General features: G+C 62.8%; 15 protein-coding genes. 11 read left to right on the forward strand and 4 right to left on the reverse strand.

Annotated elements, in window-relative coordinates; genetic code table 11:
• Position 1: 1 nt before the first annotated feature.
• Positions 2-907, reverse strand: a complete 906-nt coding sequence (locus tag ACP15R_RS10165; protein WP_424986289.1) for a LysR family transcriptional regulator — start codon at positions 905-907, stop codon at positions 2-4.
• 158 nt (positions 908-1,065) lie between these two features.
• Here ACP15R_RS10165 and ACP15R_RS10170 point away from each other — a divergent pair, with 158 nt between their 5' ends.
• The 4 genes from ACP15R_RS10170 (at position 1,066) to ACP15R_RS10185 (ending at position 5,583) form a co-directional block, all read left to right on the forward strand.
• Complete coding sequence (locus ACP15R_RS10170) at positions 1,066-1,845, forward strand: CmcJ/NvfI family oxidoreductase (RefSeq protein ID WP_424986290.1); 780 nt, start codon at positions 1,066-1,068, stop codon at positions 1,843-1,845.
• A gap of 23 nt (positions 1,846-1,868) precedes the next feature.
• The gene (locus tag ACP15R_RS10175; protein ID WP_424986291.1) at positions 1,869-2,834 is read left to right on the forward strand and encodes a TIGR03571 family LLM class oxidoreductase; all 966 of its coding nucleotides are present in this window, start codon (positions 1,869-1,871) and stop codon (positions 2,832-2,834) included.
• 16 nt (positions 2,835-2,850) lie between these two features.
• Positions 2,851-3,639 carry an SDR family NAD(P)-dependent oxidoreductase gene (locus ACP15R_RS10180; RefSeq protein WP_424986292.1) on the forward strand — a complete coding sequence of 263 codons (789 nt, stop codon included), beginning with the start codon at positions 2,851-2,853 and terminating at the stop codon, positions 3,637-3,639.
• Between the two features lie 63 nt (positions 3,640-3,702).
• The gene (locus ACP15R_RS10185; RefSeq protein WP_424986293.1) at positions 3,703-5,583 is read left to right on the forward strand and encodes a sigma-54-dependent Fis family transcriptional regulator; all 1,881 of its coding nucleotides are present in this window, start codon (positions 3,703-3,705) and stop codon (positions 5,581-5,583) included.
• Positions 5,584-5,613: 30 nt separating this feature from the next.
• Here the strand turns inward: ACP15R_RS10185 and ACP15R_RS10190 are convergent, their stop codons facing one another.
• Positions 5,614-6,453 (reverse strand): AAA family ATPase, encoded by an 840-nt coding sequence (locus ACP15R_RS10190; RefSeq protein ID WP_424986294.1) that lies wholly within the window; start codon positions 6,451-6,453, stop codon positions 5,614-5,616.
• Between the two features lie 184 nt (positions 6,454-6,637).
• Here ACP15R_RS10190 and dksA point away from each other — a divergent pair, with 184 nt between their 5' ends.
• The gene (gene dksA / locus ACP15R_RS10195) at positions 6,638-7,060 is read left to right on the forward strand and encodes an RNA polymerase-binding protein DksA (RefSeq protein ID WP_424986295.1); all 423 of its coding nucleotides are present in this window, start codon (positions 6,638-6,640) and stop codon (positions 7,058-7,060) included.
• A 71-nt stretch (positions 7,061-7,131) separates the two neighbouring features.
• On the forward strand, positions 7,132-8,286 hold the full coding sequence (locus tag ACP15R_RS10200; protein WP_424986296.1) for an FAD-dependent monooxygenase: 1,155 nt from the start codon (positions 7,132-7,134) through the stop codon (positions 8,284-8,286).
• 9 nt (positions 8,287-8,295) lie between these two features.
• Here the strand turns inward: ACP15R_RS10200 and xth are convergent, their stop codons facing one another.
• Entirely contained in the window at positions 8,296-9,075 is a 780-nt protein-coding gene (gene xth, locus ACP15R_RS10205) for an exodeoxyribonuclease III (RefSeq protein ID WP_424986297.1), read from the reverse strand.
• A gap of 381 nt (positions 9,076-9,456) precedes the next feature.
• Here xth and ACP15R_RS10210 point away from each other — a divergent pair, with 381 nt between their 5' ends.
• The 3 genes from ACP15R_RS10210 to ACP15R_RS10220 all read left to right on the forward strand — a co-directional run bounded on the left by ACP15R_RS10210 (position 9,457) and on the right by ACP15R_RS10220 (position 11,998).
• Complete coding sequence (locus tag ACP15R_RS10210) at positions 9,457-9,939, forward strand: hypothetical protein (RefSeq protein WP_424986298.1); 483 nt, start codon at positions 9,457-9,459, stop codon at positions 9,937-9,939.
• Positions 9,940-10,007: 68 nt separating this feature from the next.
• Positions 10,008-11,084 carry a DUF6902 family protein gene (locus ACP15R_RS10215; RefSeq protein WP_424986299.1) on the forward strand — a complete coding sequence of 359 codons (1,077 nt, stop codon included), beginning with the start codon at positions 10,008-10,010 and terminating at the stop codon, positions 11,082-11,084.
• On the forward strand, positions 11,081-11,998 hold the full coding sequence (locus ACP15R_RS10220; protein WP_424986300.1) for a DMT family transporter: 918 nt from the start codon (positions 11,081-11,083) through the stop codon (positions 11,996-11,998). The genes ACP15R_RS10215 and ACP15R_RS10220 overlap by 4 nt, the downstream gene beginning before the upstream one ends.
• A gap of 9 nt (positions 11,999-12,007) precedes the next feature.
• On the opposite strand, the gene ACP15R_RS10225 is transcribed toward ACP15R_RS10220, so the two are convergent.
• Positions 12,008-12,331, reverse strand: coding sequence for a HesB/IscA family protein (locus ACP15R_RS10225; protein ID WP_424986301.1), 324 nt, complete (start codon positions 12,329-12,331; stop codon positions 12,008-12,010).
• An 82-nt stretch (positions 12,332-12,413) separates the two neighbouring features.
• Here ACP15R_RS10225 and ACP15R_RS10230 point away from each other — a divergent pair, with 82 nt between their 5' ends.
• A complete protein-coding gene (locus tag ACP15R_RS10230) occupies positions 12,414-13,583 on the forward strand; it encodes a deoxyguanosinetriphosphate triphosphohydrolase (protein ID WP_424986302.1) in 1,170 nt (389 codons plus the stop codon).
• Positions 13,584-13,703: 120 nt separating this feature from the next.
• Positions 13,704-15,449: an arginine--tRNA ligase gene (gene argS, locus ACP15R_RS10235; RefSeq protein ID WP_424986303.1), complete on the forward strand. Its 1,746-nt coding sequence runs from the start codon at positions 13,704-13,706 to the stop codon at positions 15,447-15,449.
• Positions 15,450-15,456: the final 7 nt, after the last annotated feature.

Genomic DNA, 15,456 nt, shown 5'->3' on the forward strand with positions numbered 1-15,456 from the left:
GTCAGCCCTGCCAGACCGGTGATTTTGCGATACGTTCGAGCAGGAAGTCCATGAACACCCTGACCTTGGACGACAGCACGTTGGATTTCGGATAGACCAGCCAGAGCGCCGTTTTGTCGGCGATCTCGTAATCGGGCAGGACCCGGATCAACTGTCCTTCGGTGATCTCGCGATAGACGCTCCAGGACGAATTGATCGATATGCCGGCCCCGGCCAGCGTGGCGATTTTCTGGCTGTGGCCATCGTCCAGGATCAGCCGCCCCCGCGCCGCGCGCGGATCGAAACTCGCGGCCCGATCACCGGGGCCGGAGAGCGGGCGGGGGGTTTGGTCGCGAAAGGCGATCAGCTGATGCGATAGCAGGTCGCGCGGGGATTTGGGGATGCCGTGCTCGGCCAGATAGGCGGGGGACGCGCAGAGAATGCGCGGGTCATCGGCCAGCTTGCGCCCCTTGAGGTTGGAATCCTCCAGTGCCGAATTGCGCAGCACGAGATCAAAGCTGCCTTCGATCAGGTCGAATTGCACATCAGACAGCCGCAGGTCGAGCGTGACCTCCGGATGCTGGGCGAGAAAATCCGGCAGGATCGGCGCAATGTGCAGCTGGGCAAAGGTGCTGGGCGCGGCAAAACGCAGGGTTCCGGTGGCCATCGGGTTGCCCTTGCCAAGCGCCGCAAGCCCGGCATCGGCGCGTTCAAGTATGTCCCGGGCAAAGGGCAGCAGTTCCGCGCCCTCAAGTGATAACGACACCTTGCGCGTCGAACGATGCAGCAGGTCCGCCCCCACCTCGTTCTCGAGCTTGGCAAGCCGGGCGCTGGCCACCGCCGGGGCCAGCCCGAGTTCGCGCCCCGCCGCGCTGATGTTCAGCTTTTCGGCGGCCAGAACAAAAAGGCGAAGGCTGTCTGTATCCATGTATTTTATCCAAAACCGGAATTCTGATGCCGATTGTTCGGCATTTATCTGTGTTGTGCGTAGTATATGTTCGCTTCACACAAAGGCAACGGCGCAGCGTGGAAATGCAGGGCGCGGTTTGCCAGGGGACAGATGGCACAAGTCAGCGGAGCGGAACAATGTCGAGAACGGGTACGGTAAACTATCACGTCCACAAGCCGGAACGGCAGGCCTTTCACATCGATGCCGGGGGCGTAACCGGGGCGATCGTGGCACCGGAACTGATCGCGACCGAGATCGGGCTCAGGGACCTGCGCGACGGCGGCGCGGGGGTCACTTTCGAAGAGGACGGGATTTCCTATGCGCCGCTGCCCTCTGCGGTGAAACGGTTTGACGGATCGGGTGACTGGCAGGCGACCTACGATGGCGAACTGACCGCGCACCTGATCCGCGAGTTGGGGGCCAGCGAGGTGGTGGTGTTCGACCACACCGTGCGCATTGACGATCCGCAATCGACCCGCCGCCCGGCCCGCAACGTGCATAGCGATTACAGCCGCGAAGGCGCGCAAAAGCGGTTGCGTGACATTCTTGGCGATGAGCGCGCGGCGGAATGGGAGCGCGGGCGTTATGCTTTTGTCAATGTCTGGCGACCCATCGACAATCCGATCAACACGGCCCCGCTTGGTTTTGTGCGACCGTCCAGCGTGGCGCCGCAGGACTGGGTCCTGATCGACCTGATCTATCCCGACCGGCGCGGCCATATCATGGGGCTTGCGGCGAATGAGCGGCATGACTGGCTCTACCTGTCGCGGATGACGCCGGACGAGGTGGTGGCGTTCAACATCTATGACAGTTTCGGCCACCCGTCGGTCGGCCACAGCGCCGTGGACCTTGTCGAGGATCCCGGTGTGAACAGCATTCGCAAGAGCATCGAAACCCGGACATTGCTGCGGTTCTGACGTGCCCGGACAGGAGACCATACATGTTTGAACAGAACGTCACTGGCGGGTTTCGCCGGATCAACCGGGCCTATAACGCGGTGTTCAAACCCGATCGCCTGAGCATCGGCCTCGTGGTGCCGCTCGAAAGCTATCCCCAGAGCGCGGTGCCCGCGATGGCGCGTCATCTTGAGCTTGCGCGGATGGCGGATGAGCTCGGGTTTGCCGCGCTATGGCTGCGGGATGTGCCGTTCAACGTGCCGTCCTTTGGCGATGCAGGGCAGGTTTATGATCCCTTTGTCTATCTCGGAACCCTTGCCGCCACGACCCGGAACATCGCGCTTGGGGTCGCCAGCATTGTCCTGCCGCTACGCCACCCGGCGCATGTGGCCAAGGCGGCGGCCTCGGCGGATGCCTTGTCGGGGGGGCGGTTGTTGTTGGGGGTCGCCTCGGGGGATCGCCCCGAGGAATACCCGGCGCTGAACATGACCTTTCCGGATCGCGGGGACCGGTTTCGCGACAGCGTCGACTATATTCGTGCGATGGCCGGGGAGCGGCCAGAGTTTCAGAACGCGCGGGGCCGTGTCGGCAACGGCATGGACATGTTGCCAAAACCGGTGGGCGGGCAGATACCGCTGCTGATCACCGGAGGCAGCCGGCAGACCCCGGACTGGGTGGCGCGGAATGGCGACGGCTGGATGACCTATCCACGCGATGCGGCGGCGCAGGGGCGCGTGGTGTCGGAGTACCGCCAGCGGGTGGCCGCTGCGGGTCAGGGTGACAAGCCGGTGATGCAGTCGCTCTATGTCGACCTGGTGGCCGATGCGGCCGCCGCGCCGCGCCCGATTCACCTCGGGTTCCAGTCGGGGACCGATTTCTTGCGCGGCTACCTGAATGATATCGTCACGCTGGGCGTCAATCACGTCGCGCTGAACCTGCGGTTCAATGGCGCGGATATGGAAACGACACTGAACCGGCTTGCACGGGATGTGCTGCCGGATCATCACTGAGAGAGGGATGAGCATGATGACCAAGACCATTCTTATCACCGGCGCGACCGATGGCATCGGGTTGAAGACCGCCGAATTGTTGGCCCGGCAAGGCCATAGGCTGGTGTTGCACGGGCGCAACCGGGCCAAGCTGGACGCCGCCGCACAAGAGGTTGGCGGCGGGGTCGAAACCCATCTGGCCGACCTGTCGCGGCTGGCGGATGTCGAGGCGCTGGCCGACACGATCCTTGCGGCGCATGATCGTCTGGACGTGGTGATCAACAATGCCGGCGTGTACAAGACCCCCCGGACGCGGACCGATGACGGGCTGGATACGCGCTTTGCCGTCAACACATTCGCTCCCTACCTGCTGACCCTGCGGCTGTTGCCGATCCTGCCGCGCGACGGGCGCGTGGTGAACCTCTCGTCGGCGGCGCAGGCAGCCATCGATGTGGCGGCGATGACCGGTCGGGCACCGATCGGCGACATGGAGGCCTATGCCCAGAGCAAGCTGGCGCTCACCATCTGGACCGTGGAAATGGCCCGGCGTCATCCCGAGGGCCCGGGTTTTGTCGCGGTGAATCCCGGTTCACTGCTGGCCTCCAAGATGGTCAAGGAAGGGTTCGGCGTGGCCGGAAGCGATCTTGGCATCGGCGCGGATATCCTTGGTCGGGCAGCGTTGTCGGATGAGTTCGCGGAGGCGTCTGGCAAGTATTTCGACAATGATTCCGGTCGCTTCGCCCAACCGCACCAGGCGGCGCTCGACCCCTCGCATGTACGCGCTGTCATGGCGGCCATCGAGTCGATTGTAGCACCATCGTCCTAGAACCGCGCCCCGGCATTTGCGTGATGCCCCCGGCATGTGCCATGGTTTCAAGGGGAGGATCAGATGGCGAATACAGGGTTGAGCACCGATCTGCAAAGCGCGATCGCGGCCTCTTGGGAGCGGTGCGAGCGGCAGCATCGATTGCTGCGCAATGCGGCGCAGCCGATCATGCGCCTGCGCCCGTCCGAGATCGCGCCCCGGCTTGAACAGACGGTCGAGCGCAGCGGCGGGCGGCAGGGTATCTTTCGTCAGCTTGCCGGGGTTGCGGCCAAGGCGGGCCAATGCCTGGTGGTGACCGATGCCGAAGGCGTGCTGGTGCGTCTTGAAACGGCGGATGGCGGGGGCGCTGCCGAAAGCTGGAACGGGATCGCGCTTGGCTCGTGCTGGGACGAGCGCATCGCCGGCACCAATGGCGTGTCGATGGCGATGTCGCTCGGTTCGGCGATCACCGTGCGTGGGGGCGACCATTTCTATTCACAGCTGCGCGCCTTTGCCTGTAGCGGCGTGCCCCTGCTGGATGCCGGGAACAGCGTGATCGGTTCGGTCAACCTGGTTGCGGTCGACAAGGGAAATCCCGCCGACTACCTGTTCGCGCAACAGCTTCTGGGGGCGACGGCCAACCGGGTGCAGCGGGTGCTGTTTCAGCGGCGCTTTCACGAGGCGATGCTGGTATCGCTTGCCGATGGCGGGCGCGACAACCTGCTGCGCGGCGATGAGCTGGTCGCGGTGGATGGCGCGGGTATCGTTCTGGGTGGTACCGCGCGGGCGCATCGGCTGGCCGGGTTGGATGATGCGGCAGAGCTCGTCGGGCGACCGTTCCAGGCGCTGTTCGGTGCCGAGGCCCAGACCGTCGCCGAGGTGCCCGACCGCGTGCTCAGCCTGCGCAGCGCCCAGGGTGCGGCGCTGAGCGCCCGGGCGCAACCGCCGGGAGATCATCGCAAATGGCACAAATCCGAAGCAATACCCCGGCCCGCCGCGCGCCCACTCGTACGCCGGCGGCTGGCTCCGTCGCTGCGTGAACTGGCGGTCGGCAGCCACACCATGGCGGCGCTGTGCGAGCGGGCGGCCAATTGTTATCGGCATGACATGCCCTTCCTGCTGGAAGGCGAGACCGGGACAGGAAAATCCGCCCTTGTCGCGGCACTGCGCCAGACCGAGGATGACGGGTTGGGGCGCGTTGTGACGGTTGATTGTGCGACGCTGGGCGAGGGGCCCGAGGACCGCAACTATATCAACACGGTGCTGAGCCAGACCCGCGTGATCGGTGAGTTCGCGGCGCAGGGCGGAGGCCGCGCGACGCTGATCTTTGACAATATCGACGAGCTTCCGGGGTTCGCCCAGGCGGCGCTGCGCCGGATGCTGGATGCGTTCGAAACCGAGCGGATGCCCGTGGCCGGGGGGGACATGCTCCGCCCGCCGCGCGTTGTCTCGATCAGCGGCAAGCCCCTGACCGAGGCCGTCGCACAGGGCCGGTTCCGCAATGACCTCTATTACCTAATTGCGGGTACGCGGCTCGAACTCCCGGCGCTGCGTGATCGCGAACGACCCGATGCGCTTGCCGAGACCATCGCGACGCGCCTCGCCGGGGGACGGGTCGTGATCACGCCCGAAGCCGCCGCGGTGATGTCCAACCATGGCTGGCCGGGCAATCTGCGCGAAATGCGCAACGTGCTGGAACAGGCGCTGATGGCGGGGGATGGGTGCCGTATCTCGCCGGTCGAACTGCGGGTGACGGGCATCATGGCCGCGCCGGCGCCAAGTGAGCGCCCGGCGCAACCGGTCGTGCCGGTTGTCACCGCGATGGGGTATGATGAACGCAGCCTGCTGCTGGATGCGCTGGCCGGTGCCCGCTGGAATGTCAGCCGCGCGGCGCGCAGTCTTGGAATGGGACGGGCGACGATTCACCGCAAGATGAAGAAATACGATATTTCCCGGCCCGGCTGAGCGGTGCCGCCCTGATCCCTTTTTCGCCGGTTATCGCTGGTTGCGCGCCATGAATGCGAGCCGTTCAAACAGGTGCACATCCTGTTCGTTCTTGAGCAGCGCCCCGTGCAGTTTCGGCAGCGCTTTTGCGCCGTCGCGCTTGAGATCCTCGGCGGTCAGATCCTCGGCCAGAAGCAGCTTGAGCCAGTCAAGCACCTCAGAAGTCGACGGTTTTTTCTTGAGCCCGGGCTGTTCGCGGAGTTCGTAGAACTGGGTCAGCGCAGTTGTCAGCAGCGATTCCTTGATGCCCGGATGGTGAACTTCGACAATCTTGCGCATGGTCGTTTCGTCCGGAAAGCGAATGTAATGAAAGAAACAACGGCGCAAAAACGCATCTGGCAATTCCTTTTCATTATTCGAAGTAATGATCACGATAGGACGCTGTGCCGCGCGAATTGTTTCGCCGGTTTCGTAAACAAAGAACTCCATCTTATCGAGTTCCTGAAGCAGGTCATTGGGAAACTCGATATCGGCCTTGTCGATTTCGTCGATCAGCAGAACCACCTTTTCATCGGCCTCGAATGCCTGCCAGAGCTTGCCCTTGCGGATATAGTTCGCGACATCATGTACCCGCTCTTCGCCCAGCTGGCTGTCGCGCAGACGGCTTACCGCGTCATATTCATACAGGCCCTGCTGGGCGCGGGTGGTGGATTTGACATTCCACTCGATCATCCGCAACCCGAGGGACTCGGCGACCTGCCGGGCGAGCTCGGTCTTGCCGGTTCCGGGTTCGCCCTTGACCAGCAACGGGCGTTCCAGCGTGACCGCTGCATTGACCGCAATGGTCAGGTCGCTTGTCGCTACGTAACTTTCGGTACCTTGAAATTTCATGTTTTTACAACCCTTTGGTGTTAGCTCCACGGGGGAAACCGGTTGGCCGTGCTTTTAACCCGACCTGCGCAGGATTGTGTAGTGACATTCTGAATAGCGTCAGCTAAATGCAGCCACAGTGAGGAGCCAGTTATCTAAGGAAGTACCATTGCCAGACGATGTTGGCCAATCCGAGGGAGCAAAGATGAAGCAGGACGTTTTTCTGCCGGATGACTATCGTCCGGCCGAGGATGAGCCGTTTATGAACGACATGCAGCTGGAGTACTTCCGCCGCAAGTTGATCGACTGGAAGAACGAGTTGTTGGCGGGGAGCCGCGATACCATCGAAGGATTGCAGGACGGAACACGCAACATCCCGGATGTCGCCGACCGTGCCAGCGAAGAGACCGATCGCGCGCTTGAACTGCGCACACGGGATCGCCAGCGCAAGTTGGTTGCCAAGATCGACAGCGCCCTGCGCCGGGTGGAAGAAGGCGAATACGGCTATTGTGAAGTGACGGGTGAACCGATCTCGCTCAAGCGGCTGGATGCCCGGCCGATTGCCACCATGAGCCTCGAGGCACAGGAACGGCACGAGCGGCGCGAAAAGGTGCACCGCGACGACTGATTGCCCGACATGGGTACTAAGATCTGTACGCCGGGGCGTTTGCTCCGGCGTTTCTTGTTTCTGGGGGCGCGATGGCGTTGAACGATCTGAGCATCATCGTGGTCGGCGCGGGGATCGGCGGGCTGGCGGCGGCGATTGCGCTGCGCAGATCCGGTGCGCGGGTCCGTGTGCTCGAACAGGCGCACGCGCTGAGCGAAGTTGGCGCGGGGCTGCAGATCAGCGCGAATGGCATGGCGGTGCTGCATGCGCTCGGGATCCTGCCGCATGGCTCGGGCGGGCCGGGTTTGCGCTCGGCTGGCACGGAAATCCGGGATTGCCGTGCGGGGCGGCGCGTGACCGTGATGCCGGCACCAGCGGCGGGGCCAACCTATTATTTTCATCGCGCCGACCTGATCGATCTCTTGCGGATGACAGCGGAACGGCAGGGTGTCGAACTGCTTCTCGGGCAACGGGTGGTGTCCTATGAAGCACAACAGGGGGCAGCCTGCATCCGGCTGGCGGACGGGCCAGCACAAAATGCGGACCTGGTGATCGCGGCGGATGGGGGGCGCAGCCTGCTGCGCCGTGGTCTTGTCGGTGAGGGCGCGCCACGCTTTACCGGCCAGGTCGCGTGGCGTGCGACGATCCCCGCGCGCCACGATGTTTCAGAGGCACGCGCGACCCTGACCATGGGGCCGGGGCGGCATGTTGTGACCTACCCGATCCGCGCTGGCCGGGAATTGAACATCGTTGCCGTCGAAGAGCGCGACGACTGGCACGAGGACGGGTGGCGGCATCGGGGCGACCCCGAGGATTTGCGACGCAGGTTTGCGGGCTTTGGCGGCGAACTTGCCCATCAGCTTGCCGCCATCGACTCCGTTCATCTGTGGGCGCTGTTCCTGCATCCGGTCGCATCGCGCTGGCAGAACGGGCAACTGGCGCTGCTCGGGGACGCGGCGCACCCGACCTTGCCCTTCATGGCACAGGGCGCGTGCATGGCGCTGGAAGATGCCTGGGTTCTGGCGCAATGCCTGGCTGGGGCAACCGATCCCGCCAATGGGCTGGCAAATTACCAGTCCACGCGCCGCGACCGGGCACAGCGGGTCGTCGCCGCCGCTGCCGCAAACGCGCGAAACTTTCATTTCAAGGCGCCGCTGCGCCAGGTGGCGCAGCTTGGTCTGTCACTGTTGGGGGCACGCATCGCACGCCGGTACGAATGGATCTACGGCCATGACGTGACCCGCTGACACACGGGGTCAGGCGTTAAGTTCGATCCAGACGGGCACGTGGTCGGACGGCTTGTCATGGCCGCGGATGTCCTTGTCGATCTGGCAGTCGATCAACAGGTCGGCGGCCTGCGGGGTCAGCAGGAAATGGTCGATGCGAATGCCGTTGTTCCGGTTCCACGCCCCGGCCTGGTAGTCCCAGAACGAGTAGGTTTCTGGGGCCTGGGTGCGGGCACGCAGGGCATCGGTAAAGCCGAGGTTGACGATACGCTGATAGGCATTGCGGCTCTCGGGGCGGAACAGGGCGTCTTCGCGCCATGACTCGGGCTTCTTTGCGTCTTCCGCCTGGGGGATGATGTTGTAGTCGCCGGCCATCAATGCGGGCTGTTCCTCGGCAAGCAGCTTGGCGGCACGGGCGCGCAGGCGCTCCATCCAGGCCAGCTTGTAATCATATTTCGGACCCGGTGCCGGGTTGCCGTTGGGCAGGTACAGGCCGCAAAGGCGAATGGCCGATGTTCCGACAACCGTGGCCTCGATCCAGCGGGCCTGGTCGTCCGTGTCGTCGCCGGGCAAGCCCCGGCGCACATCCTCGAGCGGAAATTTTGAGAGAATCGCGACGCCGTTAAAGGATTTTTGACCATGTGTCTCGACATTGTAGCCACGGTCTTCAAACAGCTCGCGGGGGAAATTCTCATCCACGGATTTGATTTCTTGCAGCAGGACGACATCCGGCTGCGCATCATCCAGCCATGCAGGCAAGGCCTGGGCCCGCGCCTTGATGCCGTTGATGTTGAATGTTGCGATTTTCATCCCGTTCCCCCGGCCCGATGCATCCAGTCGTTCTATCGCTGATGCGCGCGGGCAGGGCAAGGCCACCGGGCCGCCGGAAGTTTGACACAAATTGTGTCAGTGCGAATCGCCAGCCGGTCAAACCTGGTGAATTGCGATCTGATTCGGCGGCTTTGACGTAGGGTAAGCGCATCGATTCGAACACAAATTCGGCATGTGGATAACATTTTTTTAACGCATTCTGCGTCAACCTGTTTTTGTACAGCGTCAACAAGCTGGCCCGAATTTTTCATGTGGATAAGTCGCCAATTTTGCAACCTATCCAAGAAAAAGTTCTTTGAGAATCTACTGTTGGATGCAAGCGTCGAGGGGCAATCAACTCCAACATCGAGGATCACTGCCATGAACGCTCAACGTAAAATCGCGGAATTTCAGGATGTTACCGTCAAGGAAGAGGCAAGCAGCCTGTTCGATGGAGAGGGTACAGCGATGTTCTCTTCCGGCTCGTCGCCGACCTGCATGGGCGACGCCATGACGGGGGATGCAACGGCCCTGTTTTCCTCGGGTTCCGCCCCGGTTGCGGCCAGTGCGACCATCACGGGTGAAGGTGTCGAGATGTTCTCGTCCGGGTCGGCCCCGTCCGCATCGACCGCGTTGACCGGTGACCTGGTGCAGATGTTCTCCTCCGGCTCCGCTCCCGTTGCCAGCGGCGACGCGATCACCGGCGAAGGCACGCAGATGTTCTCTTCCGGTTCCGCCCCGGTTGCCAGCGGTGACGCGATCACCGGGGAAGGCACGCAGATGTTCTCTTCCGGTTCCGCCCCGGTTGCCAGCAGCGAAGCATCGCTCGGCGAGCGTACCGAGATGTTCTCCTCGGGCAGCTGATCCCGGTTTGATCGTCTGAAGTTGGAAGCGGGGCGTTCAGAGAGACGCCATTTGGAAAGGGTATCCCCATGTCGAATGTCATCCATCTGAACGTTCCGTCCCAGCGTCTTACCGGTGCCGCGCGGCGCGCCGCCCTGATCGCCAGTTTCGCACAGCATCGCCGGTTCGGAGATGACGTGTTCTGGCTCAAGGAAAATGCCGAGCTCTTGAACATCCTGGAATGCACGGGGTTGCGCCTGCCGGATCAGGCACTGGCCCCGCACCAGGGATTTTATGACCAGGTCGAGAAACGCCTGGGGTTCTTCCCGCAATATTATCGTTTCCTGCTGTCCATCTGCCTTGATCTCGAAGATCTGGGACTGCCGGGAAACAAGGCCGAGGCGCTGTCACGCTGGGTCGCGCGCGAAGGGCTTGCCGAGGCGGAACTGTCCGATCTGCAACGGCTCGAGGCGCGGCGGCTGATGATGCGGCGGGGCGTTGATCCGCTGCCCGGCGACGGAGGGCTGGAGGAACGCGTGCGCAGCTTTATCGACCGGTCCGAAACCTTTGCTATGCCGAACAAGAAGGCGGCCTATGAGCTGACCCATATCGTATTCTACCTGAGTGAATATGGTCGTCGCGATCCGCAGCTTTCCACGGCGGCGATGATCTCGCTCGAATTTGCGGGTATCCTTGCCTACCTGGATCAGAATGCCGATCTGCTGGCCGAAATCTGCGTGGCCTTGCGCTATGCCGGACAGGAGCCGTCGGATGTCTGGGAAACCTGGCTGGAACGCGAAACCCATCAGTTCACGGTCGAGAGCGGGCCACAGGTCAGCACCGCCGACAATTACCATGACTATTTCGTCTGCAACTGGCTGATGGCGGTGTCCGGCCGCGATGCGTTCCGCAAGGGTGCGCCCGATGAACGGATGGCGTTTTTCCGTGCCGCGCCCTTCGCCGCTCCGCTGCGCGAGATTTCGGAGTGCATGTTCCGGCTGGAAGATGCCCGCAGCGCCGATTGGAACCGCATGCGCAGCCATGTCGAGGACTCGCTGAGCGAGATGGGCCATGAAATCCTGTGCCAAGCGCAAAAGAGCAGCGAGAAATTCGAGGATTTCTTTGCCGGTTTTGCGCGCACCGGCCTGCGCGGGGTGGCATTGTGAGGGCTGCCGCCTTTGGCGCCGGTCTCGTCGTCCTCTACACGGCGCTGATTTCATCTGCGGATGCGATCACCAAGCTGATCGCGGGTGGATATGCCGCGCCGCAGCTGTTTTGTCTGTCGGGTCTGTTCGTGGTCACGCTCAGCGCGCTTGCGGATCGGCATCCGTCACAGCGGCGGGGATTTCACAGCAGCTGCCCGCGTGCGATGGCGCTGCGTTGCGGCGCGACGGTGCTGGCGGCGGTGTCGTTCTTTTACGCGTTCCGCTATCTGCCATTTGCCGAGGTTTTCCTGTTCATTGGCCTGATGCCGATCCTTGCCGGATTGATGTCGGGGCCGATCCTGGGCGAACATGTGCGCCCGGCGGCCTGGGCGGCCCTGATCGCGGGATTCATCGGCGTCATGTGCCTGTTTCCGACCGGGTTGGGCGCGGTGACGATTGGACATGGTTTTGCCATGGCCGCGGCGCTGTTCGGCACGTTTTCCATGATCATGGCGCGCTATATCGGCCGGTACGAGGACAACAGCCTGGCACAGGTGTTCTATCCGAATCTGGCGATCTTTGTGACAATGGGGGTGGCGCTGCCCTTTGTCTGGAAACCGATGCCGGTCACCGATCTCGGGCTGGTCGCGGCCTATGCGGCGTTTCTGTTCGGGGCGCGCTGGTTGTTGGTCGTGGCGCTGCGGTTGCTGGCGGCCTATGCGGTGACACCGCTGATGAACCTGCAATTCGTCTGGATGGTCGTGCTGGGCGCGGTGATCTTTGGCGAATACCCGGCCTCGGGAACCTATCTGGGCGTCGCCATCGTGATCGGCAGCGGGCTGTTCCTGGTCTGGGATCAGTTTACGCCCGACACGGCGCGCGGCAGGTTTTCCGCGGCCCCCTGGCGGCAATCACGCTTTAAGACAGACCCGTAAGGTGCAGATTTACATCGAGAAAGATGTGCCGCAGCCGCAGGACGACGTGGCGTTGGGGTTCTCGATGACAAACCGCGCACCGATCAGTTCCTCGGTAAAATCGATGACCGCGTTTTCCAGGAAGGGAAGCGAGACCGAGTCGACCACGACCTTCTGGCCCCGACCTTCCAGCACCAGGTCGTCCTCGGCCGGGCTGTCCAGGGCAATTTCATACTGGAACCCGGAACATCCGCCGCCCTCGACAGCGACGCGCAGGGCCTGACCCTGATCCGATGCGCCGATTTCGGCGAGCCGGGCAAAGGCACGGTCCGTGACTTTTGGGGGCAGGTTCATCGTTGCTAACTCCGCAGCGGTTTCAATGGGCGTCTGCCTATCATATAGAAAGCCCAAGGACAGGCGACAAGGACAACCGAGAATGCATGCCCCATATGCCTCGGATCCGTCGGCCAGCAAGGGACGGCTGGTGGCGGAAGAGGAGAGCAGCTTTCGTTCGTGCTTTCAGCGCGATCGCGACCGGATCATCCATGCCAGCGCGTTTCGACGGCTGAAGCATAAAACCCAGGTCTTCGTCGAGCACGAGGGCGACTATTACCGTACCCGGTTGACCCATTCCATCGAGGTGGCGCAGGTTGCCCGGACCATTTCCGGCACGCTGGGGCTGAATGCGGAACTGACCGAGGCGGTGGCGCTGGCGCATGACCTGGGCCATACACCGTTTGGCCATACCGGCGAGGATGCCCTGCACGCTTTGATGCAACCCTATGGCGGGTTCGATCACAATGCACAGGCGATCCGCATCGTGACGCATCTGGAGCGACACTATGCGGATTTCGACGGGTTGAACCTGACCTGGGAAACGCTTGAGGGGATTGCCAAGCATAACGGGCCGGTGCCCGCGCCGATCCCCTGGGCGCTTGAGGAATACGATGTCCGGCATGATCTTGAGCTGCATACCTATGCCAGCGCCGAGGCGCAGGTGGCCGCCATCGCCGATGACGTGGCCTATAACCATCATGATCTGCATGACGGTTTGCGCGCCGAGCTGTTCTCGACCGATGAACTTGCCGAGCTTCCCATCCTGTCGCAGAACTTTGCCGAGGTTGACCGGCTTTATCCCGGGCTGAACTATTACCGTCGCCGCCACGAGGCGCTGCGCCGGTTTTTCGGCGTTCTGGTCGAAGATGTGATTACCGTGGCGCGTGACCGGTTGACTGGGCTGAACCCGCAAAGTGCCATGGATGTGCGTCATGCGGGGCATGCCATCGTGCAGTTCTCGGACGGGATTTTCGATGACCTCAAGGTCATCCGGCAGTTCCTGTTTCAACGCATGTACCGCGCCCCCAGCGTCGTGACCATGCGCGCCGAGGTGACGGACGTGGTGAATGACCTGTTCCCGTATTTCATGGCGCATCCGGACCAGCTTCCCAAGCAATGGCGCAAGGATGTGGACGAGGCCGAGGACGAGACCGCGCTGGCGCGGATCGTGTCGGACTATATCGCCGGCATGACCGACCGGTTTGCGTTGCAGGAACATGCGCGGTTATGTGGCGCGGGTGACGGACCGGACCGCCGGCCACCGCTCTAGTGGCGCATCAACCCACTGAACGCGGAGAAATGATGCAACCTGCCGCATCCGGTGTGGGCGCGGAGCATTGACCGTCGCGGCGCGCGTGATACACCGCGCCAAAGCCCTGAGGATGCCAAGATGAACCTGTTTGCCGATATTCGCACGCTTGTCCTGCACAGCCTGGACGCCATGGTCGCCGAGGGCGCTCTGCCCGATGGTCTGGATTTCAAGAATGTCGCGGTCGAGCCGCCGCGCGATGCGGCGCATGGGGACATGGCGACCAATGCGGCGATGGTGCTTGCCAAGGCGGCGCGCCTCAAGCCGCGCGACATCGCGGACACGCTGGCGGGCAAGCTCGCGGCGGATGAGCGGGTGCGGTCGGCCGAGGTGGCGGGGCCGGGGTTCCTGAACCTGCGGCTCGCGCCAGCGGTCTGGCAGGGGGTGATCGGGCAGGTGCTGCAAACCGGGGTGGATTTTGGCCGCTCCGAGATGGGGCAGGGGCGCAGCATCAACGTCGAATTCGTCAGCGCCAACCCGACCGGGCCGCTGCATGTGGGCCATACGCGGGGCGCGGTATTCGGCGATGCATTGGCCAGCCTGTTGCAATTCTCGGGGCATCAGGTCACGCGCGAATATTACATCAACGACGGCGGCGCACAGGTCGATGTGCTCGCCCGGTCGGTCTATTTGCGGTATCTCGAAGCCCTGGGGCAGGAGGTTGCATTCGAGGACGGCACCTATCCGGGCGACTACCTGATCCCGGTGGGCGAGGCGCTGGCGCGCGACAGGGGCGATATCTGGGTCGATCAACCCGAGAGCGTCTGGCTGGAAGCCCTGCGCGACCATGCCACCGATGCGATGATGGCGCTGATCCGTTCGGACCTTGCGTCGCTGGGCATCGAGATGGACGTGTTCTTTTCCGAGAAATCGCTCTACGGCACCGGGCGCATCGAGGCGGCGATCGAGGATCTGCGCGCCAAGGGGCTGATCTATCGCGGCGTGCTTGAACCGCCCAAGGGCAAGACGCCCGAAGATTGGGAACCGCGCGAACAGACCCTGTTCAAATCCACCGAACATGGTGATGACGTGGATCGTCCGATCATGAAATCCGATGGCGGATGGACCTATTTCGCGCCGGATATCGCCTATCATTATGACAAGGTTTCCAGGGGGTTCGACGCGCTTATTGATGTGTTCGGCGCGGACCATGGCGGTTATGTCAAACGGATGAAGGCCGCGGTGTCGGCATTGTCCGAGGGCAAGGTGCCGCTGGATATCAAGCTGGCGCAGCTGGTGCGCCTGTTCAAGAACGGGGAACCGTTCAAGATGTCCAAGCGCGCCGGCAATTTCGTGACCCTGCGCGATGTGGTTGACCAGGTTGGTCCGGACGTGACCCGCTTTGTCATGCTGACGCGCAAGAACGACGCGCCGCTGGATTTCGATTTTGACAAGGTGCTGGAACAATCGCGCGACAACCCGGTGTTCTATGTGCAATATGCCCATGCCCGCGTGATGAGCGTGATGCGCCGCGCCACCGAGGCCGGGATCGCGACGGATGATGCGACGCTGCTGGCGGCGGACCTGGGGGCGCTCGATCACGAGGCCGAACTGAACGTGGCGCGCAAACTGGCGGAATGGCCGCGGCTGGTTGAAATCGCCGCCCGCACCAACGAACCCCATCGCGTCGCCTTTTATCTTTATGAACTGGCCGGCGACTTCCACGCATTGTGGAACCGGGGCAACGATCTGCCCGGGCTGCGATTCATCCAGGACGGCGATAATGCAACCAGCCAGTCGAAAATGGCGCTGGCCCGTGCCGTTTCCGTTGTTATTTCCGCAGGCCTTGGTATTCTTGGCGTCACACCGGCGCAGGAGATGCGGTAACAAATTC

The sequence above is a fragment of the Microbulbifer sp. S227A genome (genome assembly GCF_049800935.1).

Bases quoted from the DNA above. Each gene is read 5' to 3' on its own strand.
- ACP15R_RS10165 (WP_424986289.1), bottom strand. From the start codon at position 907: ATGGATACAGACAGCCTTCGCCTTTTTGTTCTGGCCGCCGAAAAGCTG.
- ACP15R_RS10170 (WP_424986290.1), top strand. From the start codon at position 1,066: ATGTCGAGAACGGGTACGGTAAACTATCACGTCCACAAGCCGGAACGG.
- ACP15R_RS10175 (WP_424986291.1), top strand. From the start codon at position 1,869: ATGTTTGAACAGAACGTCACTGGCGGGTTTCGCCGGATCAACCGGGCC.
- ACP15R_RS10180 (WP_424986292.1), top strand. From the start codon at position 2,851: ATGACCAAGACCATTCTTATCACCGGCGCGACCGATGGCATCGGGTTG.
- ACP15R_RS10185 (WP_424986293.1), top strand. From the start codon at position 3,703: ATGGCGAATACAGGGTTGAGCACCGATCTGCAAAGCGCGATCGCGGCC.
- ACP15R_RS10190 (WP_424986294.1), bottom strand. From the start codon at position 6,453: ATGAAATTTCAAGGTACCGAAAGTTACGTAGCGACAAGCGACCTGACC.
- dksA (WP_424986295.1), top strand. From the start codon at position 6,638: ATGAAGCAGGACGTTTTTCTGCCGGATGACTATCGTCCGGCCGAGGAT.
- ACP15R_RS10200 (WP_424986296.1), top strand. From the start codon at position 7,132: ATGGCGTTGAACGATCTGAGCATCATCGTGGTCGGCGCGGGGATCGGC.
- xth (WP_424986297.1), bottom strand. From the start codon at position 9,075: ATGAAAATCGCAACATTCAACATCAACGGCATCAAGGCGCGGGCCCAG.
- ACP15R_RS10210 (WP_424986298.1), top strand. From the start codon at position 9,457: ATGAACGCTCAACGTAAAATCGCGGAATTTCAGGATGTTACCGTCAAG.
- ACP15R_RS10215 (WP_424986299.1), top strand. From the start codon at position 10,008: ATGTCGAATGTCATCCATCTGAACGTTCCGTCCCAGCGTCTTACCGGT.
- ACP15R_RS10225 (WP_424986301.1), bottom strand. From the start codon at position 12,331: ATGAACCTGCCCCCAAAAGTCACGGACCGTGCCTTTGCCCGGCTCGCC.
- ACP15R_RS10230 (WP_424986302.1), top strand. From the start codon at position 12,414: ATGCATGCCCCATATGCCTCGGATCCGTCGGCCAGCAAGGGACGGCTG.
- argS (WP_424986303.1), top strand. From the start codon at position 13,704: ATGAACCTGTTTGCCGATATTCGCACGCTTGTCCTGCACAGCCTGGAC.